Source organism: Humitalea rosea (assembly GCF_003253705.1).
In the GTDB taxonomy this organism is placed as follows: Bacteria; Pseudomonadota; Alphaproteobacteria; order Acetobacterales; family Acetobacteraceae; genus Humitalea; species Humitalea rosea.
Window position 1 is genome coordinate 40,112 of sequence record NZ_QKYU01000010.1, and the last position, 22,079, is coordinate 62,190.

24 protein-coding genes are annotated in these 22,079 nt (G+C 69.7%); 6 read left to right on the forward strand and 18 right to left on the reverse strand.

Translation table 11 applies throughout. The features are described from left to right. Nucleotides 1-35 precede the first annotated feature (35 nt). Together C8P66_RS10005 and C8P66_RS10010 are read right to left on the reverse strand one after the other, a co-directional pair. Entirely contained in the window at nucleotides 36-437 is a 402-nt protein-coding gene (locus tag C8P66_RS10005) for a hypothetical protein (RefSeq protein ID WP_146422798.1), read from the reverse strand. A gap of 4 nt (nucleotides 438-441) precedes the next feature. Continuing rightward, nucleotides 442-708 (reverse strand): hypothetical protein, encoded by a 267-nt coding sequence (locus C8P66_RS10010; protein WP_111398120.1) that lies wholly within the window; start codon nucleotides 706-708, stop codon nucleotides 442-444. Between the two features lie 148 nt (nucleotides 709-856). Here C8P66_RS10010 and C8P66_RS10015 point away from each other — a divergent pair, with 148 nt between their 5' ends. Then, entirely contained in the window at nucleotides 857-1,255 is a 399-nt protein-coding gene (locus C8P66_RS10015) for a PRC-barrel domain-containing protein (RefSeq protein ID WP_158537190.1), read from the forward strand. 55 nt (nucleotides 1,256-1,310) lie between these two features. On the opposite strand, the gene C8P66_RS10020 is transcribed toward C8P66_RS10015, so the two are convergent. The 5 genes from C8P66_RS10020 to C8P66_RS10035 form a co-directional block, all read right to left on the reverse strand. Beyond that, nucleotides 1,311-1,505 (reverse strand): hypothetical protein, encoded by a 195-nt coding sequence (locus C8P66_RS10020; RefSeq protein ID WP_111398122.1) that lies wholly within the window; start codon nucleotides 1,503-1,505, stop codon nucleotides 1,311-1,313. A gap of 29 nt (nucleotides 1,506-1,534) precedes the next feature. Then, a complete protein-coding gene (locus C8P66_RS10025; protein WP_245903422.1) occupies nucleotides 1,535-3,190 on the reverse strand; it encodes a sensor histidine kinase in 1,656 nt (551 codons plus the stop codon). A gap of 85 nt (nucleotides 3,191-3,275) precedes the next feature. Further along, nucleotides 3,276-3,422, reverse strand: a complete 147-nt coding sequence (locus C8P66_RS23990) for a hypothetical protein (protein WP_170141569.1) — start codon at nucleotides 3,420-3,422, stop codon at nucleotides 3,276-3,278. 56 nt (nucleotides 3,423-3,478) lie between these two features. Beyond that, nucleotides 3,479-4,162 carry a sigma-70 family RNA polymerase sigma factor gene (locus tag C8P66_RS10030; protein WP_342768011.1) on the reverse strand — a complete coding sequence of 228 codons (684 nt, stop codon included), beginning with the start codon at nucleotides 4,160-4,162 and terminating at the stop codon, nucleotides 3,479-3,481. A gap of 158 nt (nucleotides 4,163-4,320) precedes the next feature. Next, complete coding sequence (locus C8P66_RS10035) at nucleotides 4,321-4,791, reverse strand: sigma-70 family RNA polymerase sigma factor (protein WP_245903402.1); 471 nt, start codon at nucleotides 4,789-4,791, stop codon at nucleotides 4,321-4,323. A gap of 185 nt (nucleotides 4,792-4,976) precedes the next feature. Between C8P66_RS10035 and C8P66_RS10040 the strand changes: the two genes are divergently transcribed. From C8P66_RS10040 to C8P66_RS10055, 4 genes are all read left to right on the forward strand, one after another. Then, nucleotides 4,977-5,705: a response regulator gene (locus tag C8P66_RS10040; RefSeq protein WP_111398125.1), complete on the forward strand. Its 729-nt coding sequence runs from the start codon at nucleotides 4,977-4,979 to the stop codon at nucleotides 5,703-5,705. A gap of 88 nt (nucleotides 5,706-5,793) precedes the next feature. Beyond that, a complete protein-coding gene (locus C8P66_RS10045) occupies nucleotides 5,794-5,958 on the forward strand; it encodes a DUF1328 domain-containing protein (RefSeq protein ID WP_111398126.1) in 165 nt (54 codons plus the stop codon). Nucleotides 5,959-6,013: 55 nt separating this feature from the next. Continuing rightward, nucleotides 6,014-6,622 carry a hypothetical protein gene (locus tag C8P66_RS10050; RefSeq protein ID WP_158537192.1) on the forward strand — a complete coding sequence of 203 codons (609 nt, stop codon included), beginning with the start codon at nucleotides 6,014-6,016 and terminating at the stop codon, nucleotides 6,620-6,622. Continuing rightward, the gene (locus C8P66_RS10055) at nucleotides 6,619-8,466 is read left to right on the forward strand and encodes an ABC transporter ATP-binding protein/permease (protein ID WP_111398128.1); all 1,848 of its coding nucleotides are present in this window, start codon (nucleotides 6,619-6,621) and stop codon (nucleotides 8,464-8,466) included. The genes C8P66_RS10050 and C8P66_RS10055 overlap by 4 nt, the downstream gene beginning before the upstream one ends. A 139-nt stretch (nucleotides 8,467-8,605) precedes the next feature. On the opposite strand, the gene C8P66_RS10060 is transcribed toward C8P66_RS10055, so the two are convergent. Together C8P66_RS10060 and C8P66_RS10065 are read right to left on the reverse strand one after the other, a co-directional pair. Further along, nucleotides 8,606-9,358 (reverse strand): metallophosphoesterase family protein, encoded by a 753-nt coding sequence (locus tag C8P66_RS10060; protein WP_111398129.1) that lies wholly within the window; start codon nucleotides 9,356-9,358, stop codon nucleotides 8,606-8,608. Beyond that, nucleotides 9,355-10,173, reverse strand: coding sequence for a diacylglycerol/lipid kinase family protein (locus tag C8P66_RS10065; RefSeq protein WP_158537193.1), 819 nt, complete (start codon nucleotides 10,171-10,173; stop codon nucleotides 9,355-9,357). The genes C8P66_RS10060 and C8P66_RS10065 overlap by 4 nt, the downstream gene beginning before the upstream one ends. A gap of 155 nt (nucleotides 10,174-10,328) precedes the next feature. Between C8P66_RS10065 and C8P66_RS10070 the strand changes: the two genes are divergently transcribed. Then, nucleotides 10,329-10,910, forward strand: a complete 582-nt coding sequence (locus tag C8P66_RS10070; RefSeq protein ID WP_158537194.1) for a fasciclin domain-containing protein — start codon at nucleotides 10,329-10,331, stop codon at nucleotides 10,908-10,910. A 45-nt stretch (nucleotides 10,911-10,955) separates the two neighbouring features. Here the strand turns inward: C8P66_RS10070 and C8P66_RS10075 are convergent, their stop codons facing one another. From C8P66_RS10075 to C8P66_RS10115, 9 genes are all read right to left on the reverse strand, one after another. Beyond that, nucleotides 10,956-12,125 (reverse strand): acyl-CoA dehydrogenase family protein, encoded by a 1,170-nt coding sequence (locus tag C8P66_RS10075; protein ID WP_111398131.1) that lies wholly within the window; start codon nucleotides 12,123-12,125, stop codon nucleotides 10,956-10,958. Between the two features lie 4 nt (nucleotides 12,126-12,129). Continuing rightward, on the reverse strand, nucleotides 12,130-12,936 hold the full coding sequence (locus C8P66_RS10080; RefSeq protein WP_245903405.1) for an enoyl-CoA hydratase/isomerase family protein: 807 nt from the start codon (nucleotides 12,934-12,936) through the stop codon (nucleotides 12,130-12,132). Further along, entirely contained in the window at nucleotides 12,929-14,029 is a 1,101-nt protein-coding gene (locus C8P66_RS10085; protein WP_111398132.1) for an acyl-CoA dehydrogenase family protein, read from the reverse strand. The genes C8P66_RS10080 and C8P66_RS10085 overlap by 8 nt, the downstream gene beginning before the upstream one ends. 21 nt (nucleotides 14,030-14,050) lie before the next feature. After that, on the reverse strand, nucleotides 14,051-14,704 hold the full coding sequence (locus C8P66_RS10090; protein WP_281271342.1) for a 3-oxoacid CoA-transferase subunit B: 654 nt from the start codon (nucleotides 14,702-14,704) through the stop codon (nucleotides 14,051-14,053). 61 nt (nucleotides 14,705-14,765) lie between these two features. Further along, entirely contained in the window at nucleotides 14,766-15,455 is a 690-nt protein-coding gene (locus C8P66_RS10095; RefSeq protein ID WP_111398133.1) for a 3-oxoacid CoA-transferase subunit A, read from the reverse strand. 18 nt (nucleotides 15,456-15,473) lie between these two features. Then, on the reverse strand, nucleotides 15,474-16,334 hold the full coding sequence (locus tag C8P66_RS10100) for a MaoC family dehydratase (RefSeq protein WP_111398134.1): 861 nt from the start codon (nucleotides 16,332-16,334) through the stop codon (nucleotides 15,474-15,476). Then, on the reverse strand, nucleotides 16,324-18,477 hold the full coding sequence (locus C8P66_RS10105) for an acetate--CoA ligase family protein (RefSeq protein WP_111398135.1): 2,154 nt from the start codon (nucleotides 18,475-18,477) through the stop codon (nucleotides 16,324-16,326). Before C8P66_RS10105 ends, C8P66_RS10100 begins: the two co-directional genes overlap by 11 nt. A gap of 67 nt (nucleotides 18,478-18,544) precedes the next feature. Beyond that, nucleotides 18,545-20,368: an EAL domain-containing protein gene (locus C8P66_RS10110; RefSeq protein WP_111398136.1), complete on the reverse strand. Its 1,824-nt coding sequence runs from the start codon at nucleotides 20,366-20,368 to the stop codon at nucleotides 18,545-18,547. A 138-nt stretch (nucleotides 20,369-20,506) separates the two neighbouring features. After that, complete coding sequence (locus C8P66_RS10115; protein WP_111398137.1) at nucleotides 20,507-21,916, reverse strand: lytic transglycosylase domain-containing protein; 1,410 nt, start codon at nucleotides 21,914-21,916, stop codon at nucleotides 20,507-20,509. Nucleotides 21,917-22,079 lie beyond the last annotated feature (163 nt).

Genomic DNA, 22,079 nt, shown 5'->3' on the forward strand with positions numbered 1-22,079 from the left:
CCCGTGCCGCGAACAAGCGGCATGGGCCATGTCGGTCAACGGGGGCGACGGCCGATGATGCCGGCGATGACGCGGCCGATCGCAAAGGCCTGAATCAGGGCCGGCGGCACCAGCGAGGTCGCGGCCCCGGACAAGGCCAGATCCCGCACGGCCCGGGCCTCCTGCTCCATCTGCGTTTCGCTCCCGCGGCTTGCCACCAGCCCGCAAACCAGCGCGAGCACGGCGTCGAACCCGGCCAGAACCGCCGCACGGGGCACCGGCATCAGCGAAGGGGCCAGCGCATGCCATGCCAAAAGATGCAGGACCGCGAAACAGGCAATGCCCGCCACCGCGGCCACAGCGCCGAAAACGGCTCTGCGACCCCAGCGACGGGCACCAAGGCTGATCCGCGCGCCTTCCGCCTCCAGCGCAATCGCCGCAAGCCTCACAGCGCGCATCGGCTCAGCGTCCGATGATGCGGGCGGCGACGAAACCCGCCACGGCCGCAAGGGCGACCGAGGTCAGCGGACGGTTGCGGACATGGGCGGCGAGGGTATCGGCCTCGGCCTTGGCGCGGCCATAGACGTCCTCGGCCTTGGCCTGGACCGCATCGGCCGCGCCGGCCAGCGCCGGTGTCACCTGCTCATCCATCACGGTCTCGACCTTGCGGCGCAGCCCGGCGACGGTCTGTTCGGCGGCATCGATGGCACGTCCGGTGGTGGTTCCCATGGGTTTGGTCCTTCAAGCGTTGCGATGACGGGAAAACGTGGAGGCGGTGGTCAGGTTGCATCGCTTCTAACCGAAACCCCGATCCGATGCACCGCGTTGCAGCGGCATGCCGCATCAAGTGGCAGCTCAACGGATAAGGATTGCTTCCATGCGCGCGCGCATCACGACACTCATCCTCCTCGGCACCCTGGCCACGGTCCCGGCGATGGCCCAGACCGCCACGACGCCGCAGAGAAACACGCCCGCGGGCCTGGTCACGGTGGATGCCATCCGGCTGACCGGTGGCCTGCGTGCCAGCCGCATCATCGGCGCGGCGGTCAGCAACCCCTCGGATGAACGGATCGGCTCGGTCGAGGATCTGGTGGTGACCCAGCAGGACCGGGTGCTGGTGGCGATCATCCAGGTCGGCGGGTTCCTCGGCCTCGGCGGCAAGCTGGTCGCGATCCCGTTCAGCGATCTGCGCATCGCCCCCGACAACAAGGTGACCCTGGCGGGCGCCACCAAGGAGTCCCTGCGCGCGCTGCCGGCCTTCACCTTCGGCAATTGAGGCCAAACGAAAGGGGGGCCGAAGCCCCCCTTTTTTTGTGCATGTTCCGCTGGGATCAGTTCGTGGCGCGGTCGATGGCCCGGCCCGCGCGTTCCACCGGCCCGCTCGGCGGATCGACCGCGTCGCGCAGGTTCTCGCCGGCGCGGTCCAGGCTGCGGCCGGCACGTTCGGCGGGCCCTTCCTCCTTGCAGGCCATCAGGGGAAGGGTGAGCGTCAGGACGCAAAGGGCGGCACGCAGGCTGGGGGTCATGAGGCGGGACTCCTGTTGATGTCCTGGCCTTAACGCTCCAGCGGCCGAGCCGTTGCCTCCCGTAAAGGAAACCTTACCGTAAGGCTTGTACCCGGCGGACCGCCCCATTCCGGCCGGCCGCCCAAGGCCGCCGCGAAGCCTTCGATCAAGGTCAGTCCGATCCCCGACGTCGGATCTCCCTCCCGGCCCACCCCATCATCGGTGACCGCCAGGGTCACGATGCCTTCGACCAGATGCACCGACACCCGGACGACGCCGCCACGCCCGTGGGGGAAGGCATGGCGCAGGGCATTCATCAGGCATTCGGTCACCAGCAGGGCCAGGGACACGGCCTGGTCCGCCAGCACCTCCATGTCCTGCACGTCCAGCTCAAGGTGGATGCGACCGGGGCGCAGCTCTCCCGCCGCGGCGAAGAGCTGCGGGCCAAGCTCCGCAAGAAAGGCGCTGATCCCCACCGCCTCGATCTGCGGCCGGGCGTAGAGATGGCGATGCAGCGTCGCCAGGGCCCGCACCCGGTCGCGCGCCATGGCCAGAGCGGCCTCCGATGCCACATCCGGCGCCCGCGCCGCCTGCAGGGTCAGCAAGGAGGCGATGACCTGGATGTTGTTTTTCACACGGTGGTGCATTTCCGCGATGACGAGGTCGTTCTGCGCCAAGGCGGCCTGAAGCTCGTTCGAGCGCTTCGTCAGCGATTCCACCACCTGGCCGAAGGCGGCTCCGACCGCCTCGACTTCCAGCGGTGCCGACCAGCCGCGCGCCGGACGGAACGGCTCACCCGGACGCCAGCTCCGCACCCGTTGCGAAAGCGCCCGCAAGGGGCGCGAAATGGCAAGCTCGGAGCCGAGGATGATGGCCGCCAGACAGACGGCGAGGAAGACCGCGAGTTCCCCAAGCCGCTGCATCAAGGCGATCCAGGCGCCTTCGGCGATCGGGGCGTTCGACATGCCGACCAGCAGTCGCAGATCGGGGTCGAGCGCCAGGGTCGCGAAGGCGTGCGGCACACCGTTACGCGATGGCAGATCGGCGGCCGCGGTCCCGGCCGCGATCAGCCGCTCCAGCGCCGCCGGGGCCGGCAGGTTGTCCGGCGGCGCCTGCGTCACCGCAAGCAGCCCGCCCTGGCCGTCCAGCAGCCAGATGTCATGCGGCTGGGTGCCCTCGGGCGTGCGGCGCAGAAACGCATCGAGCCGAAGGCCCGCCGCGATAATGCCCTTGATCTCGCCATCCTCAATGATCGGTGCGGCGCCGACGATCACCGGCTGGCCGGAGACCTCGCCAATCTTGAAGGCGCCGAGGGCAAAGCTCTGCGCCCGGCGGGCGGCCGTGACGTAATCCAACTCCGCATAGGTGCCGGCCCCGGCCACGGGAAGGGCGGAGCAGGTGATGCGCCCCGTTGCGTTCAGCGCCCAGATATTCGTGTAGCGATCCGGAAAATTCGCCTGGAGGCGGCGCAGCTCGCCATCGCATCGCACGTCGCCAAGGGCGTCCGCGCCGGCGATCCCCAGGACCATGCCGCGCAACCCCGCGAGCGCGGTCGCATGGCGCCCGGCTGCCGCCTCACGCAGCAACTCAACCATCCGCAGGCTGGAGGACAGGTCGCGGTCATAGGCGAGCAGCGCATTCGCTCCGGCAATGCCGATCACCGGCGTCCCGGCGACAAGAACGAGAGCCAGAAGCCGTCCGCGCACCCCAGACAAGAACCGCGGCAGGTGGGCCTGCCGCGCGCTGGTCATCTGGCGCTGCCCATCGGGCACCTCAGCCAGTCCGGTCGGATCACTTCCGGCGATCCTCCTCGATCAGGCGCAGCAGTTCAGGTGGGATGGGCTCCTGGGCGACGTCGTCGAACATGGCGTGCAGTCCGCGCTCCAGCCAAAGATCGAAGGCCGCATCGGGCAGGGCCTTGCGGCCTCGTCCGGTCATGTTGCCTCCGGCCTTTGTCTGGCCCCAGTCAGGCGGCTTGTCATTAGATCGATCCATCAGACCCCGATGCCGACATGACCCGCATGCCCGATTTGCTCGCGCACCTTACTCGAAACTGAGCGGCGGACACCAGACTGAGACGCCTGGGCCGAGGCGGCAACACCGCGGGTGGTGGAGGGCGCCGGCTTCGCATCGCCGACCAGCCAGGCCTGAAGCTGCTTGCGGGCGCGGAACACGCGGCATTTGGCGGTCCCGACCGCGACGCCGGTCAATTCGGCGACCTGGTCGTAGGACATGCCCTGCACCGTCACCATCACCAGAGCGGTGCGTTGGTCTTCCGGGAGGCGGGCCATCTGCACGCGCAATTCACGCAGAGCGACATTGTCCTCCTGCGACGGCGCGGTGGTGAAGGCTTCCTGCGGCGCGTCATCCATGTCGACGGTCGGGCGGCGGCGGCGCATATCGGAGAGGAAGCGGTTCCGCATGATACGATAAAGCCATGCACCGAGATTGGTGCCGGGCTCGAAGGAGGTCCGGGCGGACAGCGCGTTGACCAACGAGGCCTGCACCAGATCATCGGCGTCCGACCGGTTGCGCGTCATGGACAGCGCCTGGACCCGCAGCTTGGGGAGGACCTGGACGAGTTCACGATGGAATTCGGCGGGGGGAAGGCCGCGCTCGGCGCTGGAGGCCACTTCGGATACGGCTTCGTCCATCAGAATGGCGTCGTCCTGCGTCATATTGCTCACGAGACTCTCTCCACGGATGGTGTTCATGCTGGACAGACGCGTGAGGCGACGAATGGGTTGCATTTTAATCAGAAGAAAATCGCATGTCTGCTATGCTAATTACGCATGAAACCCTGTGCGCATGAGGGGGCTTTCCTGCCCTGATGGAGTCACTTCCCCTGCCACGCCGGCGCTGCCGGCTCGCGCGCAAGCCGCAGCCGGGCTCGGGAAATCCGCGCCTTGATGGTTCCGGCCGGCACGCCGGCGATGGACGCCGCCTCCTCCACCGAGAACCCGAGGGCGGCGACCAGGGTCAGCGCCTCGCGCTGCACCGTCGGCAGCCGCGACAAGGCCGTGTCGAGATCATTCAACGCGGCACTGGCCTCCTGGTTGCCGGCCCGCCCTTGTTCCGTCGGCATCTGTCGCTCCAGCGCGACGCGTTCGACCGCGGCACGGCGGCGCTGGTCGCGAAACCGGTTGCGAAGGATGGCAAAGGTCCAGAGCCGCAGGTCGGTCGTGAGATCGTCGGGCCGGCCGGAACGCAGCGCCCGCAGCACCGTGTCCTGCACCAGATCATCGGCAAGCACGGCATCGCGGGCGAGAAATCGGGCGAAGGCGCGAAGCTTGGGCAGAAGGGCCACCAACTCTGCCCGGAATTCATCACAATGCTGCGGCATGCTATATCCAAGGAAGCCCGTGCGGGAGCGCGGTTCAGGTCAAACGCACGGGAACGCGCATCGCCGGGCGGCGCCGCGCGGTTTTTGGCCTGCGCGCTTGCCGCCGATTTGAAGTCACGAAGCGAAGTCAGGTTCGGAGAGATTAGGTGATGACGGTGCCAACGCAAGCCGAGGTTGTTCGGGCCCTGCCCTATGCCCGCCGCTTCGCCCGCGCCCTGACCGGGAGCCAGGCTGCCGGCGACGCGCTGGTCGCCGATGCGTTGCGCGCCGGGCTGCCGGAGATGCCGGCCCGCCAGGCCTTCTATTCCGCGGTCGCCGCCGCCTCCGCGATACAGCCGGGGCTTGCCGGCGAAAGCGGCCTCGGGCTGCGGCAGCGGCAGGTGCTGCTGTTGCTGGCGCTGGAAGGCCTGCCGGAGACGGAAGTTGCCCGCGTGCTGGGGATGACGACCGAGGCCACACGCGACGAGGCCACCGCCTCGCGCGCCGCGCTGCGCGCCGCCGCCGCCGCCGATGTGCTGGTGATCGAGGATGAGCCGATCATCGCGATGGATGTGCGGATGCTGGTCGAATCCTGCGGCCATCGCGTCATCGGCATGGCACGGACCGAGGATGAGGCGGTCCGCATGGCCCGCGCCCATCCGCCGACCCTGATCCTGGCCGATGTGAACCTCGGGCCGGGCGGCGACGGGATCAGCGCCACGGCGCGTATCCAGCAACTGATGCGGGCCCCGGTGATCTTCGTCACCGCCTATCCCGAACGCCTGCTGACCGCCGAGCGGGTCGAGCCGGCCTTCGTCATCAGCAAGCCCTTCGAGCCGCTGGCCCTGGCGATCGCGACCTATCAGGCCGTGACCCACGGAACCGTGCCGATCGGCTGAACCCCGGCCGCGAGAGGGCGCGAAACCGCCGAGGCGCCGCCGACGTTAGGAAACCGTCGTCGGCTCTCGCCATGAAAGGGGCACGCACATGCTCTACTGGACTCTCGTCTTCCTTGTGGTCGCCTTGGTTGCGGGCGTGCTCGGCTTTGGTGGCGTCGCCTCGGCTGCCAGCGGGATCGCCAAATTCCTCTTCGTAATCTTCCTGATCCTGTTTGTCGTCTCCCTGGTCGCGGGTCGCGGCTGGGCTGCCTGACGTGATTCCCAGGCGGCAGGTCTGTCTCGGCCTGGGCCTGCTGCTTGCGGCCCCCATGCTGCCCGCGGCGGCGCAGCCGAGTGCGCCACCGCCGCGCGGTAGCTGGTTCGACCCCACCCAGCTCCCCTCCTTCACCGGCACGGTCGAGCGCTGGCTGATCAACCCGGCAGGCGCCTATGACCGGATGCTGTTTCGCGAAGGCGCGCAGGTCGTCTTCCCGCCGCATGTGTCCGAGCCGATGCGGGAAGCCGCCCCCGCGGGCCAGGCCATCACCATCTGGGGCGTTCGCGCCCGCGGCGCCCCGGTCGTGACCATGCTCGCCTGGAGCACCAGCCCCGATCGCGAGCCGAGTTTCGTCGATCGCCCGGCCTGGTTCACCCCAACCGATGCCCGCGGCACCGAACAGCTCCAGGTTTCGGGCACGGTCAGGGTGCCGCTGTTCTCGCCGCAGGGCGACGTCATCGGCGCCATATTGACCGACGGCAGCGTGCTGCGCATGTCGGCCGAGGCGGCCGACGGCCGCATCACGGCCGGGCGGAAGATCGCGGCGAGCGGCATCGGCTCCCGCCGCGATGACATGGTGGCCCTGGATGTCGAGCGGATCGGCCCCGATCCAGACAAGCTTGAACCCCTTCCCGCCCCCCGCATCGAGCGCCGGCCTTGAGCGAACCCACAACCACGACACCTGAGCCGGTCCCGCCAGGCACCCTCACCGCCTTCGCCGGTATCGCCCGCGACTGGCTGACCGCCCCCGATCGCGGCAATGCCCGCATGCTGATCGCCGGCGTCATCGGGCTGACCTTCCTCCAGGTCGGCATCCAGATCCGGTTCAACATCTGGAACCGGGACTTCTTCAACGCGCTTGAGAGCCGGGACAGCCCGGCCTTCACGATGCAGATGCTGGTCTTCCTGGGGCTTGCCGCGATCTCGATGGCGGCCTCTGTGTACCAGCTCTACCTCAAACAACTCGTCCAGCTGCGCTGGCGGGAATGGCTGTCGCAGCGGCTGATCGGCGCCTGGCTGCGCGACGGGCGGCACTACCAGCTTGAGATGACCGGCGGCGCGCAGCAGAACCCGGACCAGCGGGTGGCCGAGGATGCCCGCATCTCGACCGAGCTCGCGGTGGATTTCACCCTCGGTCTGCTGATCTCGGTGACGACGCTGATGGCCTTCGTCGGCATCCTGTGGACGCTGTCGGGCGCGCTTCGCTTCACGATGTTCGGCCACCCTCTGGTGATCCCCGGCTACATGGTCTGGGCGGCGCTGATCTATGCGATCCTCGGCTCGGGGCTGACCTGGCTGGTCGGGCGGCCGATGGTGGACATCAACATCCGCCGCGCGGGATCGGAGGCGGAGTTCCGCTTCGGCCTGGTCCGCGCCCGCGAGAATGGCGAGGCCATCGCGCTGATCCAGGGCGAGACCGACGAACGCCGCGCCCTCGCCTCGCTCTTCATCCGGGTGCGGGAGACGGCGGCCGAGCTCATGCGCAGCCAGCGCCATCTGATGTGGCTCACCTCGGCCTATGGCAGCCTCGCGATGGTGTTCCCGACGCTGGTCGCCTCGCCGGCCTATTTTGCCGGCGCGATCACCCTCGGCGGGCTGATGCAGATCGGCGCCGCTTTCGGCCAGGTGCAGGGCAGCCTCAACTGGCTGATCGACAACTTCCCCCGCATCGCCGAATGGCGCAGCGCTGTCGCCCGGCTGCTCGCCTTCCGCTTGGCGCTGGACGATCTGGATGCGCTGCAGGCCAACCCCGCCCAGCCGACCATCCAGGTGATCGAGGCGACCGGGGAGGAGGAGCGCGAGGTCTTGCTGTTCCGCGACGTGCAGGTCGCCTTCTACGATGGCACCACGGTGATCGCGGGTGCCTCGGCCGAGATCCTGCCGGGCGAGCGCGTGCTCATCAAGGGCGAGAGCGGCACCGGCAAGTCCACACTGTTCCGCGCCATCGCCGGGCTCTGGCCCTGGGGCGCGGGGGAGATCCATGTGCCGCCGCGCAGCGCGCTGATGTTCATGCCGCAGCGGCCCTATATCCCGAATGGCTCCTTGCTCGCCGCGCTCTCCTATCCTGCCGGCCCCGAGGCCTATTCGTTGGAGATGGCGGAGGCGGTGCTGACCGAGGTCGGGCTGGACCAGCTTGTCGCGCGGCTCGGCGATGATGAGCGGTGGGACCGCATCCTCAGCCTGGGCGAGCAGCAGCGTTTCGCCTTCGCGCGGCTGTTGATGCAGAAGCCGCGCTGGATCTTCATGGACGAGGCGACGGCGGCCCTCGACGAGGACAACCAGGACATGATGATGCGCCTGGTGCAATCGGCGCTGCCGAACAGCGCGGTGATCTCGATCGGCCATCGTCCGGGGCTGGAGGCATTCCACGACCGATCGCTGACGCTGCTAAAGGGCAGTGCGGGCGCCCGGCTGGCCCCCCCGCCCGAGCGCAAGCGCCGGCCGCGTCCCGGCTGGGCGATCAAGCGCTGGCGGAATACGAACGACCAGGGCGGTATCGCGTAGTGTCCCGAATCTGAAGTTCGCCGCTATGCGGCTGCCTTCAGATTCGGGGCACTAACCTTTGTTTTGAATGGCCTGCTTATCCCGGAAGCTCGCCGCGAAGAGCGGCGAACTTCGGGGGCAGGTCCTAGGTTCGGCGCCGCTACACCAAAGGCGCGAAGCCCGCCGGCCCATGCGCGCGATGGCTGACGATGACGCCCCGCTCGGCGGTTTCGATCAGGCTCCAGGCATTTTGCGCGCCGGGCGGCCGCCGCCAGGACACGGCGGTGCCGGTGATCACCAGCAGCGGCGCGCCGGGGTTGGCGATGACCGTTGGGCGATGCAAATGCCCGGTGAGGACGGCGGTGATGCCAAGCCGCGCGAAGGCCGCGAGCGCCAGCGGCGCCCGGCCGAGCTTGCCCCGCGTCTCATTGCCCGGCGGGTGCAGGAAGGGGTGATGCGCCACCACGAACAGCAGGCGGCCCGGCAAAGCGGCGGCACGCACCGCCAAGCGCTGCAACTGCGGCGGTGACACCCGGCCCGCCGACCAATCCTTGCGCAATGCGGCGCGGCGCACCGTGTTGAGCCCCAGCAGGCCGACCTCGGCATTGGACCAGGCGGGTTCCATCTCCGGCCCCATCGCCAGGCGCCAGTCGCGAAACGGGTCGAGGAACCGGTCGAAGAGGGAGAGGCTCGGGATGTCGTGGTTGCCCGGCACCGCCACCACAGGCAGGCCGAGCCCGCCCAGGAAGCGCGCCGCCGCGGTGAATTCCTCCGGCCGCGCGCGATAGGTCAGGTCGCCGGCGACGGCCACCACATCGGGCGCCATCAGCGCGATATCCTCCTCCAGCGCCGAGACCAGCGCCGGGTCATGCGCGCCGAAATGCAGATCGGCGAGAAGCGCGATCCGCGTCATGGCCGCAACACCGGCACCGCACCGCGCCGCAGGCGAAAACGCAGCGGCGGTGCTGCGATCGTGACCTCGCCATCCAGCGTCAACCGCAACGCCGCGGTCGGGCCGGTCACCACCAGTGACTCGGATTCGACGGCCAGCACATCGACATTGTCGCGCAGCCGCCCGCGAATCCAGTCGCGCATCTGGCACAGTCGGCGCCAGGGTGTCTCGCGCAGCACGGCCTCGGTCAGCAGCGCACCGCCACCGGGCGGCACGGTCACCACGAGGGTGCGGGCGCGGATGCGCCGGCGCGGCGTTCCCAAGCCGGCGGTGAGGCTCCGGCCGGGCGGGCGCAGCAGGGCGCGCAGGGCTGCCACCACCAGCGGCCACCACGCACCGCCATGGCGCTGCATCTCGCGGAACCGCCCGAGGCGGGCGGGGGCGCCGATGATGGATTGGTACAGGAAGAACCGCCCGTTCATTTCCCCCACGTCCAGCCAGGACTCCTTTGCCCGGCCGAGGGCCGCCACCGCCTCGACGGGATCGGGCGGCAGGCCCAGCCGTTCCGTCACGCGGTTCATGGTGCCGCCGGGCAGTGGCGCCAGGAGGATCCTGCCCCCCATCAGCGCGGGCAGGCAGGCGGCGATGGTGCCGTCGCCGCCAGCGACCACCAGCACCTCCGGCCGCGCCGCCAGCGCGCGGGCCAGTTGCGCCTCGAAGGGCAGATCCGGATCGGGATCGGCGACCAGGCGGAACCCGGCCTCGACCATGGCCCCGACAATCTGGGTGCAGGGGTCTTCGAGGCGGGACAGGCGGCCGGCGCGTGGGTTGAGCACCAGCGCGGCGGATCGGTGCGGAGGGGAGTGGGTCGTCACGTCAAAGCGAACGTGCGCGCGAGCGGCGCGGTTGCCGCAACCCTGGCCTGATGCAGCGCGTTCTGTTGCCGAGACGAAGATTTCTCGCAATTGAACCTGTAACGGAGACCAAGCCGATGATGCTCAATCGCCGCATGATGATCGCCGCCGCCGCTGGCGTGCTGGCCAGCCCCGCCATTCTCCGCGCCCAGACCACGCCGCGCGACCTTGCCGCCACCCTCGCCGAAAACCCGGATCTCGCCAAGTTCGGCAACCTCGCGGAGCGCGCGGGCTTCGGCGACCGGCTGAAGGGCACGCAGCCCCTGACCGTCTTCGCCCCCACCTCCGCTGCCTTCGATCTGGTGCCGACCTCGCTGATGCAGGATCTGCTGGGTGGCACGGGCTCCATGGGTGGCTCGCCTGACGTTGTTCGCCTCGCGGCGCTGGTCGGCATCCATATCATCGAAGGCACGTATACGGTCGCGATGTTCAAGGACCGTCTCGAGGATGTGGTCTCGCTGAATGGCGGGGTGGTCCATCTCGATGGCCGCGCCGTGCCGCCGACCATCTCGGTCAAGATCCCCGAGGGCGGCGCCACCAGCAACCGCCAGACCGGCGTGGGCGGCTTCAACGTGCAGCCCCCGGCGAAGATCCTCCGCTCGAACATCATGGCGTCGAACGGCATGATCCATGTGATCGACGGCGTTCTGCTGCCTTGATCGTCTCGCGGGCGGCGCCACCATGGCGCCGCCCGCGGCTTTTCGTCAGCCAGGAAGGTCCAGCACGTTCTTGGCGATGATGTTCCGCTGGATCTCGTTGCTGCCGCCATAGATCGTCGAAGGCCGCGCGGCGATGAAGATGCCCGAGGGATGCAGATCCCGGTTGCCTTCCATCGGCTCCAGCAGCCCCGCATTCTCCGCCGCCACATCGAGCAGCGCGTCGGTGATCTTCTGGTACAGCTCCGACTGGATGACCTTCAGCATCGAGACGCTGGGCGGCAGGCCCTCGCCACGCCGCAGCCGCTCGACATAGGTCTCGTAGAGCGCCTTCAGATCCTCCAGATCCATCCGCAGCCGCGTGAAGCGGTCCTGGAACTGCGGTTCCTCGGACACGCCCATCCGCTCGGCGAGCTGCGCCAGGCGCTGTAGCGCATGCGCGGACTGCTTCGGGGAGCCGAGGTGGATGCGCTCGAACCCCAGCAGCGCCTTGGCCATGGTCCAGCCCTTGTTCGGCTCGCCGACCAGGTTGGACGCAGGCACCCGCACATTGTCGAAGAAGACTTCGCAGAACTCATCATGCAGATCGAGGTTCACGATCGGGCGCACGGTGATCCCGGGGCTGTCCATCGGCACCAGCAGGAAGGAAATGCCCTCCTGCTTCTTCACGGCCTTGTCGGTGCGGACAAGCAGGAAGATCCAGTTGGCGTCCGAGCCGAGCGTGGTCCAGGTCTTCTGGCCGTTCACGACATAGGTGTCGCCCTCCAGCACCGCCTCGGTGCGCAGGGAGGCGAGATCCGAGCCGGCATTGGGTTCGGAATAGCCCTGGCACCACACATGCTCGCCCGCGATGATCGCTGGCAGGAACGTCGCCTTCTGCTCCGGCGTGCCGTATTTCAGCAGCAGCGGGCCGATCATCACGATGCCCATGTCGTTGGTCCGGGCGGCGCCGTAGCGCTCCATCTCCTCGATCATGATGATCTGCTTCAGCGGCGAGAGCGCCATGCCGCCATGCTCGCGCGGCCAGCCGGGCGCGAGCCAGCCCTGGCGGCTGAGGGTCATGTACCAGGGCTTGTTCTCCGACCAATGCAGACGCTTGGGCGGATTGCGGATCTCGGCCGGATAGTTCGCCTCGATGAAGCGGCGCACGACCAGACGGAAATCATGGTCGGAGAGGAGGTTCATATCCTCCGGGGCGGCATCGGTGACTGCGTTCATCGCATTATCCTCCGGTGAACTGGGGCGGACGCTTCGCCAGGAAGGCGTCGCGCCCTTCGGCGTGGTCGTCCGACAGGAACAGCATGGATTGGTAGTGGCGCTCGGTCTCCAGCGCGCGGTCCAGCCCTTCGGCCAATATGGCCTTGGTCAAGGCCAGCGGAAGCGGCGCCTGCTCGGCGAGGAAGCGCGCCTTCTCCAGCGCCGCCGACAGCGCCTGTCCCGGGGGCACCATCTGGTCCACGAGGCCGATGCGCTCGGCCTCCGGTGCCGCGATCTGCGCGCCGTAGAACAGGATCTGCTTGGCCTTCGACACGCCGACGCGGCCCGGCAAGGTGAAGGGCAGCCCGAGGTCGCCCATCAGCCCGATCTTGCCGAAGCCCGCGGCGAATTTCGCATCCTCGGCCGCGACGATGGTGTCGCAGGCGCAGGCGATCGACAGGCCGGCGCCGACGCACCAGCCCTCGACCGCGGCGACGACCGGGGTCTTGCCCGCGACCATCATGCGGATCACGCGATGCACCCGGCGCAGCCGATCCCGCCCGGCGGCGGCGCCGGCGACATTCATGCTGGAGATGTCGCCGCCCGCGCTGAACACGCCCTCGCTGCCGGTCAGCACGATGGCGCGCACCCCGGCATCGCCCTCGACCCGGTCGAGGATCGCGGCCAGCTCCTCACGCAGCGCCAGCGCCAGCGCGTTGCGCCGCGCCGGGTAGTCCATGGTCAGGGTCAGGACGGCGCCGGTGCGCTCCTCGATGATCCGCATGCGCCCCGGACCCGTCATCGCCGGATCACTCATCGCCGGATCACTCATCACCGCTCTCCGGGGCCAGGGTCATGAAGGCGCGGCGATGCAAAGCGGCACCGCCGAACAGGCTGGCCAGCACCATCGCGCGGCGCAGATAAAGGCCGATGTCGTGCTCGTCGGTATAGCCGATGCCGCCATGCAGCTGGATCGCCTGGCGGGTGACCAGCATCGCGGAGTCCGAGGCGCGGGCCTTGGCGCGGGCAATGGCCGCACCGCGATTGGGTGCTGCGGCATCCAGGCTCGCGGCCGCGGCCTCGACGCTGGCACGGGTCAGGGCGACCTCCATGGCCAGATCCGCGGCACGGTGCTGCAGGCTCTGGAAGGCGCCGATCGGCCGGCCGAACTGGGTGCGGGTCTTGAGGTAGTCGAGCGTGATCGCGAAGGCGCGGTCCATCACGCCGAGCAGGGTCGCCGCCGTGCCGAGGGCGGCCTCACCCAGCGCCTGCTCCAGCACCGCCGCGCACTGATCGAGGATCTTCACCCCGCCCGCGGGGCGCAGCGTGCCGAAGCTGCCGCCATCCTGCGTCGCCTCCAAGGTCAGATCGGCGCCGGCCGCGGGCTGGATGTAGAGCGCGAGCCCCGCCGCTTCCCGCACCGGCACGAGGAAATGCGTGGCTCCGCCCGCCATCGGCAGGAACAGCCGCGCGGCCCCCGGCGTGCCCGGCGCCTCCAGCGTATTGGCGCGTTCCTGCCAGGCGGTCAGCACCATCGCCTCGCCCGTCAGCATCGCGGCCAGAGCCTCGCCGGCCTCGCCGCTGCCGATCAAGGTGGTCGGGTGGGTGGCGGCAGCGGAGAGCAGCATGGCCGAGAGCATGCAAGGCACCAGCGGCTCCGGCGCGAGCCCGGCGCCCAGCGCCTCGGCCAAGGCGCAGAACTCGCCCATGCCGAGCCCCGAGCCACCAAGCTCCTCCGGCACCCGCAGCCCGGTCCAGCCGAGCGCGCCCATCTCCGCCCAGACCGCGGGGTCGAAGCCGGGGGTCTTGAAGCGCAGCGCGCGCACGCGCTTGAGATCGCCCCCCGGAGGGGCGATCGCCGCCGCGCTGTCACGGATCATGCGGATGCTTTCCGCGCGATCATCCTCGGCCAATTGCTGGCTCATGCCTGTCGTTTCCTCTTGTCGTCAGTCGGGGAGGTGAAGCTTCGCCCCGGTGCGGGCCTGCAACGCGTCGAAGCTCACGCCCGGCGCCATCTCGCGCAGGAGAAACCCCTGGGGCGCGATGTCGATCACCGCGAGGTTGGTATAGATCCGCGTCACCGCCTTCAGCGCGGTCAGCGGGTAGGAGCAGGTCTCGACCAGCTTGGGCTGCCCGTCCTTGGTCGTGTGTTCCAGCACGACCCAAAGCCGCTTGGCCCCCGCGGCCAGATCCATCGCCCCGCCCACGGCCGGGGCCGTGTCGTTGTTGCTGGTCGCCCAGTTGGCGAGGTCGCCATTCTGCGCGACCTCGTAGCCGCCGAGCACGCAGAGATCGATGTGCCCGCCGCGGATCATCGCGAAACTGTCGGCGTGGTGCACGTAGCTGCCGCCGGGCTTGAGCGTGATATAGGCCTTGGAGGCATTGATCAGCCAGGGCTGGATATCCTCCCGCGCCGGGGCCGGGCCGACGCCGAGCACGCCGTTCTCGGATTGGAAGATCACCTCGCGGTCCGCGACATGGTCGGCGACCATGGTCGGGATGCCGATGCCGAGGTTGACGCACCAGCCCTCGGGGATGTCGGCGGCCACGCGGGCGGCCATCTGCGCGCGGGTCAGCGGGGGGCGGGCCAGCGGGATCATGGTGGGCGGGATCATGGTGGGCGGGATCATGGTGGGCGGGATCATGGTGGGCGCGTTCATGTCACTTCCCCTCGATCGAAGGATCGCCATAGGGCAGGTGCAGAACCCTATCCACATAGACGCCCGGCGTCACGACATGCTCCGGGTCGATGTCGCCCAGGTCGCGGATATGCTGGGCCTGCACGATGGTGAGGTCCGCGGCGGCGGCGACCACCGGGTTGAAGTTCCGCCCGGCCTGGCGATAGGTGAGATTGCCCCAGCGATCGGCCTCCCAGGCCTCGACCAGCGCCACGGCGCCGCGCAGCGCGCGTTCCAGCACATAGATGCGGCCGTCGATCTCGCGCTCCTCCTTGCCCTTCGCCAGCAGGGTGCCAGCGGCGGTGGGGGTGTAGAAGGCGGGGATGCCGGCGCCGGCGGCCCGCATGCGCTCGGCCATCGTGCCCTGCGGGCAGATCTCAAGCTCCAGCTTGCCGGCCTTGTACAGCTCCTCGAACACCACCGAGCCGGCGCTGCGCGGGTAGGAGCAGATGATCTTCCGCACCCGCCCCAGGGCCATCAGCTTGGCCAGGCCCTCGCGCCCGGCGCCCGCATTGTTGGAGACGATGGTGAGGTCCGTCGCCCCATGCTCGATGAGCCCGTCGATCAGCGCATTCGGCGTGCCGACATGGCCAAAGCCGCCGAGCAGCACGATGCCGCCATCCGGCACGCCGGCCATGGCATCGGCCATGGTTTGAACGATCTTGTTGATCACGCGCGCATCATCCTTCTCTCAACCCGCGAAGCGGAAACGGCCGTTGCTGACGACCACCTTATCGCGCTCGACTACGCGGGCGCGGAACGCCGCCCCGCCATCCTGGTGCCAGATTTCAGTGCGGATCGTCTCCCCCGGATAGACCGGGGAGGAGAAGCGCAGGTCCATCTCGCCGAAGCGCGCCGGATCGCCCTCGCACAATGCCAGGACCAGCGCGTGGCAGACCACGCCGAAGGTGCAGAGCCCATGCAGGATCGGCCGCTCGAACCCCGCCCGGGCGGCGAGGCCTGGGTCCATGTGCAGCGGGTTGTAGTCGCCGTTCAGCCGGTAGATCAGCGCCTGCTCCGGCCGTGTCGCGAGGTCGAGCGACAGCTCCGGCGCGGCGTCCGGCTCGGGATGCGCGACCTTGACCGGGCCGGTGTCGCCGCCGAAGCCGCCGTCGCCGCGCATGAAGGTGGTGCTGGTCAGGGTCGCGAGCTTCTCGTCGGTCGCGCCATCCAGCACCACGCGCTCGGAGTAGAGCAGCGCCCCCTTCCCGGGGCCCCGATCCACGAGGCCGGTGACGCGGGTGCGCCCCAGGATCTCGCCGGTCACCGGCAGCGGCTTGTGGATGGTCAGCCCCTGCTCGCCATGCACGAGCTTCACCGCATCGACGCCTGTGGCGGGGTCGCCGAGCCAGAAGCCCGGATAGCCCAGCACGACGGCCATCGCGGGCAGCGCGATCAGTTGGCGCTCATCCAGGAAGCGCAGCGCCGCGGTGTCCATCGGGTCCTGCCCGATGCCGACCGAGAGGGCGTAGAGGATGGTGTCCTTGGCCGTCCGCACCTCGCGGATCTCCGGCACCGGCCAGTTCAGCAGCGTCGTCGCATCAATGGCCATGCGGCCCTCCCCCGATTTCAATCACCGCATCCGCGGCCCAGGCGCCCTGCCCGGCGGGCAGGACCAGCATCGGATTCACATCCACCCCCAGCAGCGTCGGCCCCGCCCCGGCGGCGAAGCGCGACAGTACGGAGAGTGCTGCCGCCAGCGCCGGCACATCCGCCACCGGCCGCCCACGCGCGCCATCCAGCAGCGGGAAGCCGCGCAGCGAGCGGATCATGGTCTCCGCCTCCTCCACGCCGAAGGGGCAGCGGCGGAAGGCGGTATCCTTGAAGATTTCGATGAAGATGCCGCCCAGGGCGACCATCGCCACCGGCCCGAACACCGGATCGCGCAGGATGCCCATGGCGATCTCGACGCCGCCGGAAATCTGGCGGGCGACGAGCACGCCCTCGATCCGCGCCTTGGGCGCGGCCGCCGTGGCACGCTCCATGATCCGCGCGAAGCCGGCCCGCACCGCCTCCTCGTCGGCGACGCCAAGCAGCACGCCGCCGATCTCCGATTTATGCAGGATGTCGGGCGACAGGATCTTCATGACCACCGGGAAGCCGATGCGGGTGGCGGCGGCCACGGCGGCCTCCGCATCGGCGCAGGCGAATTCCTCGACGATGGGGATGCCGGCCTCGGCCAGGATCTGCTTGGCCACCGCCTCGGTCGGCGTCACATCGGGCAGTTCGATCTCCAGCGCCGGCGGGGGTTCCGGGGCCGGGATGGCGAAGGCCTGGCCGAAGCGGCCCATCGCGGCGGCCGCGACCACCGCCCGGGTCGGGTCCTCGAAGCAGAGGAAGCCATCGGCTTCGTATTCGCGCAGGCGTTCGACGGGGGCGACGATCGACAGGATCCAGAGCCGGTCGGGGTGGGCATCGCGCACCGCCTTCAGATGCCGCCGCAGCTCCGGCGCGACCGTCGAGGACGCCCCGACCTGGGTGAAGAAGGCGATCACCGAGGCATAGCCGCCATCCTCGACCATGCTGCGGGTGAAGTCGCCGACCAGCGTCATGTCGTTGAAGATATGCGCGGTGCAATCGACCGGGTTGCGCGGGCTGCTGAAGGGGATTTTCGCGCGCAGCGCATCCTGCGCCGCCTGCGGCATCGGCGGCATCAGCAGGCCGAGGCTCTCCGCCGCATCCGAGATCAGCACCCCCGCGCCCCCGGAGACGGTGACGACGCCGAGCGTGTTCACCGCCGGATAGACCTTCTGGGTCGCGGCATAGGCGATGTCGAGCAGCTCCTCGGTGGTGCGGGCGCGCACGACGCCGGCCTCGCGCAGCACCGCATCGGTCACCGCGTCATCGCCCGCGACCGAGGCGGTGTGGCTCTGTGCCGCCGCCTGGCCGAGCGCGCTGCGCCCGACCTTCATCATCACCACGGGCTTGCGATTGGCCCGCGCCAGGGCCAGCGCCTCCAGGAAGCGCGGGCCGTCCTTGATGCCCTCGGCATAGGCCATGATCACATCGACCTCGGGCGCCGTGGCCATCCAGCCGATCACCTCGGCCAGGCCGACATCGGCCTCATTGCCCGTGGTCACCAGCAGCGGCGTGCCGATGCCGCGGTCGCGGGCGATGGCGAAGAGATGCGTGCCATAGGCGCCGGACTGGCTGGCGATGCCGATGCGCCCGCCATTGGTCCCGGCGGCATGCGGCCAGCCATTCTCGAAGCTGGAGGAGAAGATCCCGTAATGCCCGATCGCGGCATTGAACACGCCGAGGCAGTTCGGCCCGAGCATGCGGATGCCGTGGCGCCGGGCGATCGCCAGCAGCTCCTCCTGCGCGCGGGCGCCGGCGGCATCGACCTCGGCGAAGCCCGCGGTGAACATGATCGCGGCGCGGCACCCCTTGGCGCCCAGCGCCCCCAGCGCCTCGGCCGCCGCGGCGGCGGGCACGGCGATGATGGCGACATCGGGGACGACCGGCAGATCGGCGATGGAGGCATAGGCGGGCAAGCCCTGCACCGTCGCGCGGCGCGGGTTCACCGGCAGGATCGCCCCCGTGAAGCCTTGGTCCAGCATGTAGGAGATGGGACGGCCGCCGATGCGGGTCGGGTCGTCGGAGGCCCCGATCACAGCGACCGAACGCGGCCGGATCAGCGGGTCCAGTGCCGAAAACCCAGGCGCCCCAGCCCCACCCGTCGCGTCATCCGCCATGCCAGTGCCCCAAGTCGTTTCCCTCGCACTTCTCTGCCCCGCTGGGCAGCGATGGGCAAGCCGGGGATCAGCCCAGGGGCGGCGCGAACAGGGCCGTCAGGCGGGCCTCGGGCATTGGGGCGCCGAGCAGGAAGCCCTGCACCGCCGTCGCGCCCGCGGCGGTCAGGAAGTCGAGCTGCGCCTGCGTCTCCACCCCTTCGGCGACGGTGCGGATCGACAGCGCCTGGCCGAGCTGGATGATCGCCCGCACCACCGCTTCCGCCCGCTCGCCCGAATCCAGCTGGCGGATGAAGGCGCGGTCGATCTTCACGGTATCGAAGGGAAAGGCGTTCAGATAGCCGAGCGTGCCGTGCCCGCCGCCGAAATCATCCAGCGCGATACGCAGGCCAAGGCCGCGCAGCCGGTCGATCTGCTGCCGCACCCCGTCCGGGTCCTGCAGCAAGACCGTCTCGGTGACCTCGATCTCCAGCCGATCGGGCGACAGCCCCGACTCCGCCAGGGCCGACATCACGATCGGCAGGAGATCGGTCAAATAGAAATTGGCCGCCGACATGTTGATGGAGATCGGCAGGTCGCTGTCCCAGCTCGCGGCGGCGGCGCAGGCGGTCCGCAGCACCCAGCGGTCGAGATGGGTGATCAGCCCGGTCGCCTCCGCAACCGGGATGAAATCATCGGGGACCAGCGGCGCCCGGCGCGGCCGCGGCCAGCGCACCAGCGCCTCGGCGGCCATGAGCGTCCCGTCGTTGCTATGGAAGATCGGCTGCCAGGCCAGCACGAAGGGCTTGGGGGCGTCCCCGGTCAGGCTGGCGCGCAACGCGGCCTCGATGTCCTGCCGCCCGGGCAGGCCCTTGGCGGTGTCGCGTCCCAGAAGATGTGCCCCGGCCAGCCGCAGGGTCCGGCCGCGCCCGGTGCGCTTGGCGCGGTACAGCGCGGCATCGGCGATACGCAGCAGTCCCGCCGGCTCAATGGCGTCGAAGGGCGCGAGGGCGACCCCGATGGAACAGCGCAGCGCCACCGGCATGCCATCGATCATGCAGGGCGCGGCCAGGGCGCCGTGCAGACGGCCGGCAATCGCCAGCGCCTGGGCGGGGCTGGACAGGTCCCGGATGACGACGGCGAATTCATCCTCGCCCAGCCGCGCGGCCAGATCGGCGTCCCTGAGGACGCTGCGGATCCGGCGACCGACCTCGCGCAGCGCCGCATCGCCGCCGGCATGGCCGAACAACTCGTTGATCTCCTTGAACCGATCCAAATCGATGAGCAGCAGCCCCACCGCGGCGTCGCTCCGGCTGCCGAGCGCGCCGATGGCCAGCTTCAAGGTCTGCTCAAGCGTGTGGCGGTTGGCGAGGCCCGTCAGCGGATCGGTCGCGGCCATGGTGCCCATGCGGCGCAGGGCCGCATTCAGCTGCATCGCCGAACTGACCCCGGTCGCGAGATCCTTCAGCATACCAAGCGCCGCCCGGCCCGGCAGCCGGGGCACCCGGTCCATCACGCAAAGCGTGCCGAGCGACAGCCCCGAGACATCGCGGATCGGCGCGCCGGCGAAGAAGCGGATGCCGGGCTCGCCGGTCACCATCGGATTGTCCTGGAAACGTTCGTCCCGCGTGGTGTCGGGGACCAGCAGCACGTCCTCGCCCTCGACCAGCCCTTCATTGCCGAAGGCAAGGCCGCGCGGCGTTTCCCGCAGATCGAGCCCATGCGCCGATTTGAACCACTGGCGGTCAGCGTCGATCAGCGAAATCAGCGAGATGGGCATCCCGAACACGCCGGCAGCGATACGGGTGAAGATGTCGAACCGCTCTTCGGGCGGGGTGTCGAGGATGTCCAGCGCGTGAAGCGCGGCAAGCCGCCGATCTTCACACGCCGGTAAGGTGGCATCTAACACACGCACATCTCCGGGATGCGGAATACCGCTTGCGGCGGCAATCTATACCTCGGCGTGGCCTCAGCACAACCTCTGCGTGTATATCATCCGGTAACGAATTCAGCCTTATCGTCTCGATTGTTACGATATGGTGTTACCGAAAATTCACCCTTGCGCGTCGGGCGTCAGAACCATGCAGGCACCCTGGGCACGCAAGCGACCGCAGGCGGCCTCCGCCGCAACCCGCGAAAGCCCGGTGACACGGGCGCGCCAGAGCGTCGAGCGACCCTGGCTCACGGGCATCACGAGGGCACGGGCCTGGGCGACGGGGACGGCAGACCGCGCCCGGCTGGCCGCGCCCCGCGCCAGACGTTCAGAGCCGAAGGCGCCGACCTGGACGGCCCAGCTCGTCTCGGACTGAGCCTGGGCCTGGGCCTGGGCTTGAGGCTGGGGCGCATGGCGCGCCAGCACGGCCTGCAACCCGCCCGGCAGGGTATCGGCCGAGGCTGTGGGAACCAGGCGGAACCCGCGTGGCGCGGCGGCGGGGGCGGCGCTGGCCAGCACCGTCGCGGCGCGGGGCGCCGGGGCGGCGGCCGGTGGCGGCGGCAGCGACTCGGCCGTGACCGGGGCGGGCTGAGGCGCCAGATCGCCGGGGCTGACGATCGGCTCCATCCGCATCGTCGGCGCAAGGCGCGCATCGGCGAACTGGCGCGCCGGGGCTTCGGCCGGCGCCGCGGCGGAGAGCAAGGAGCCGGCCGGCGCATAGCCGCTGCTGACCAGCGGGGTCGAGGCATAGGTGCTGCCGTCGGGGATCGGCGCCATGGCCACGACCGGCCCCGGCGGCAGCGTCGCCACCTGGATGCCGGGGTCGAGGTTCTCACGCTGCTCGCGCAGCGCCAGCATCGTGCTGCGGTCCATGCGGCGCGGCCCGGACGGGATCGAAAGCGGAATTTCGGCCGCCGCGTAGATTTCCGGCGCGGCGCGTCGGCGGGGGCTCGCATCGACCACGCGCGGCCCGATGCGGGCGACGTAGTTGCGCGTCTCGGCCGGCAGGCCGCGCCCGTTCCAGAGGTAATCCTCCAGCCGGCGCGGGCCGGCGTTGTAGGCGGCCAGGAAGGCAGGGCTGCCATACAAATCGTACATCTGCCGCAGATAGGCAGTGCCGGCCATGATGCTGTCCCAGGGGTGATAGGGATCGCTGCCAAGGCCGTGCCGCGCGCGAAGCTCGGAATAGGTCGCCGGCATCACCTGCATCAGCCCCATGGCGCCGACCGGCGACGTCGCGGTGGTGCGGCCCGCGCTTTCCTGGCGCATCACTTCGCGAATCCAGCGCTGCGGCACATCGAAGCGCTGCGAGGCCTCGGCGATATACGGGCCCCAGGGATCCCCCGGCGGCCCCGGCGGATCATAGGATGAAGGCCGCGAAGGGCCGCCGGCCGCGAAACTCGGGCTGACCTGGCGCGGCTGGGAGCCGCAGGCGGCAAGGCCGAGCAGCCCGACCAGCAGCGCGGAGCGCCAGGCGCCTCCAGCGCTGAACCAGGTCTTGGGGCTCGGGCAGGACTGGATGCGGTACACTGGCGGCTTCCCCTTCTCTCCGGACCCACGCCTTGGGGCCCGAGCAGCGACCGTGCGGCAAACCGCCCAGCCGTCCCTCAGACGCGTGCCACCCCCCGGCACCGCGCGCCTGATTTCGTGCCCCGGCTCTCCGGGCGCACGACGGGTCTTCCCTTTGAGGATT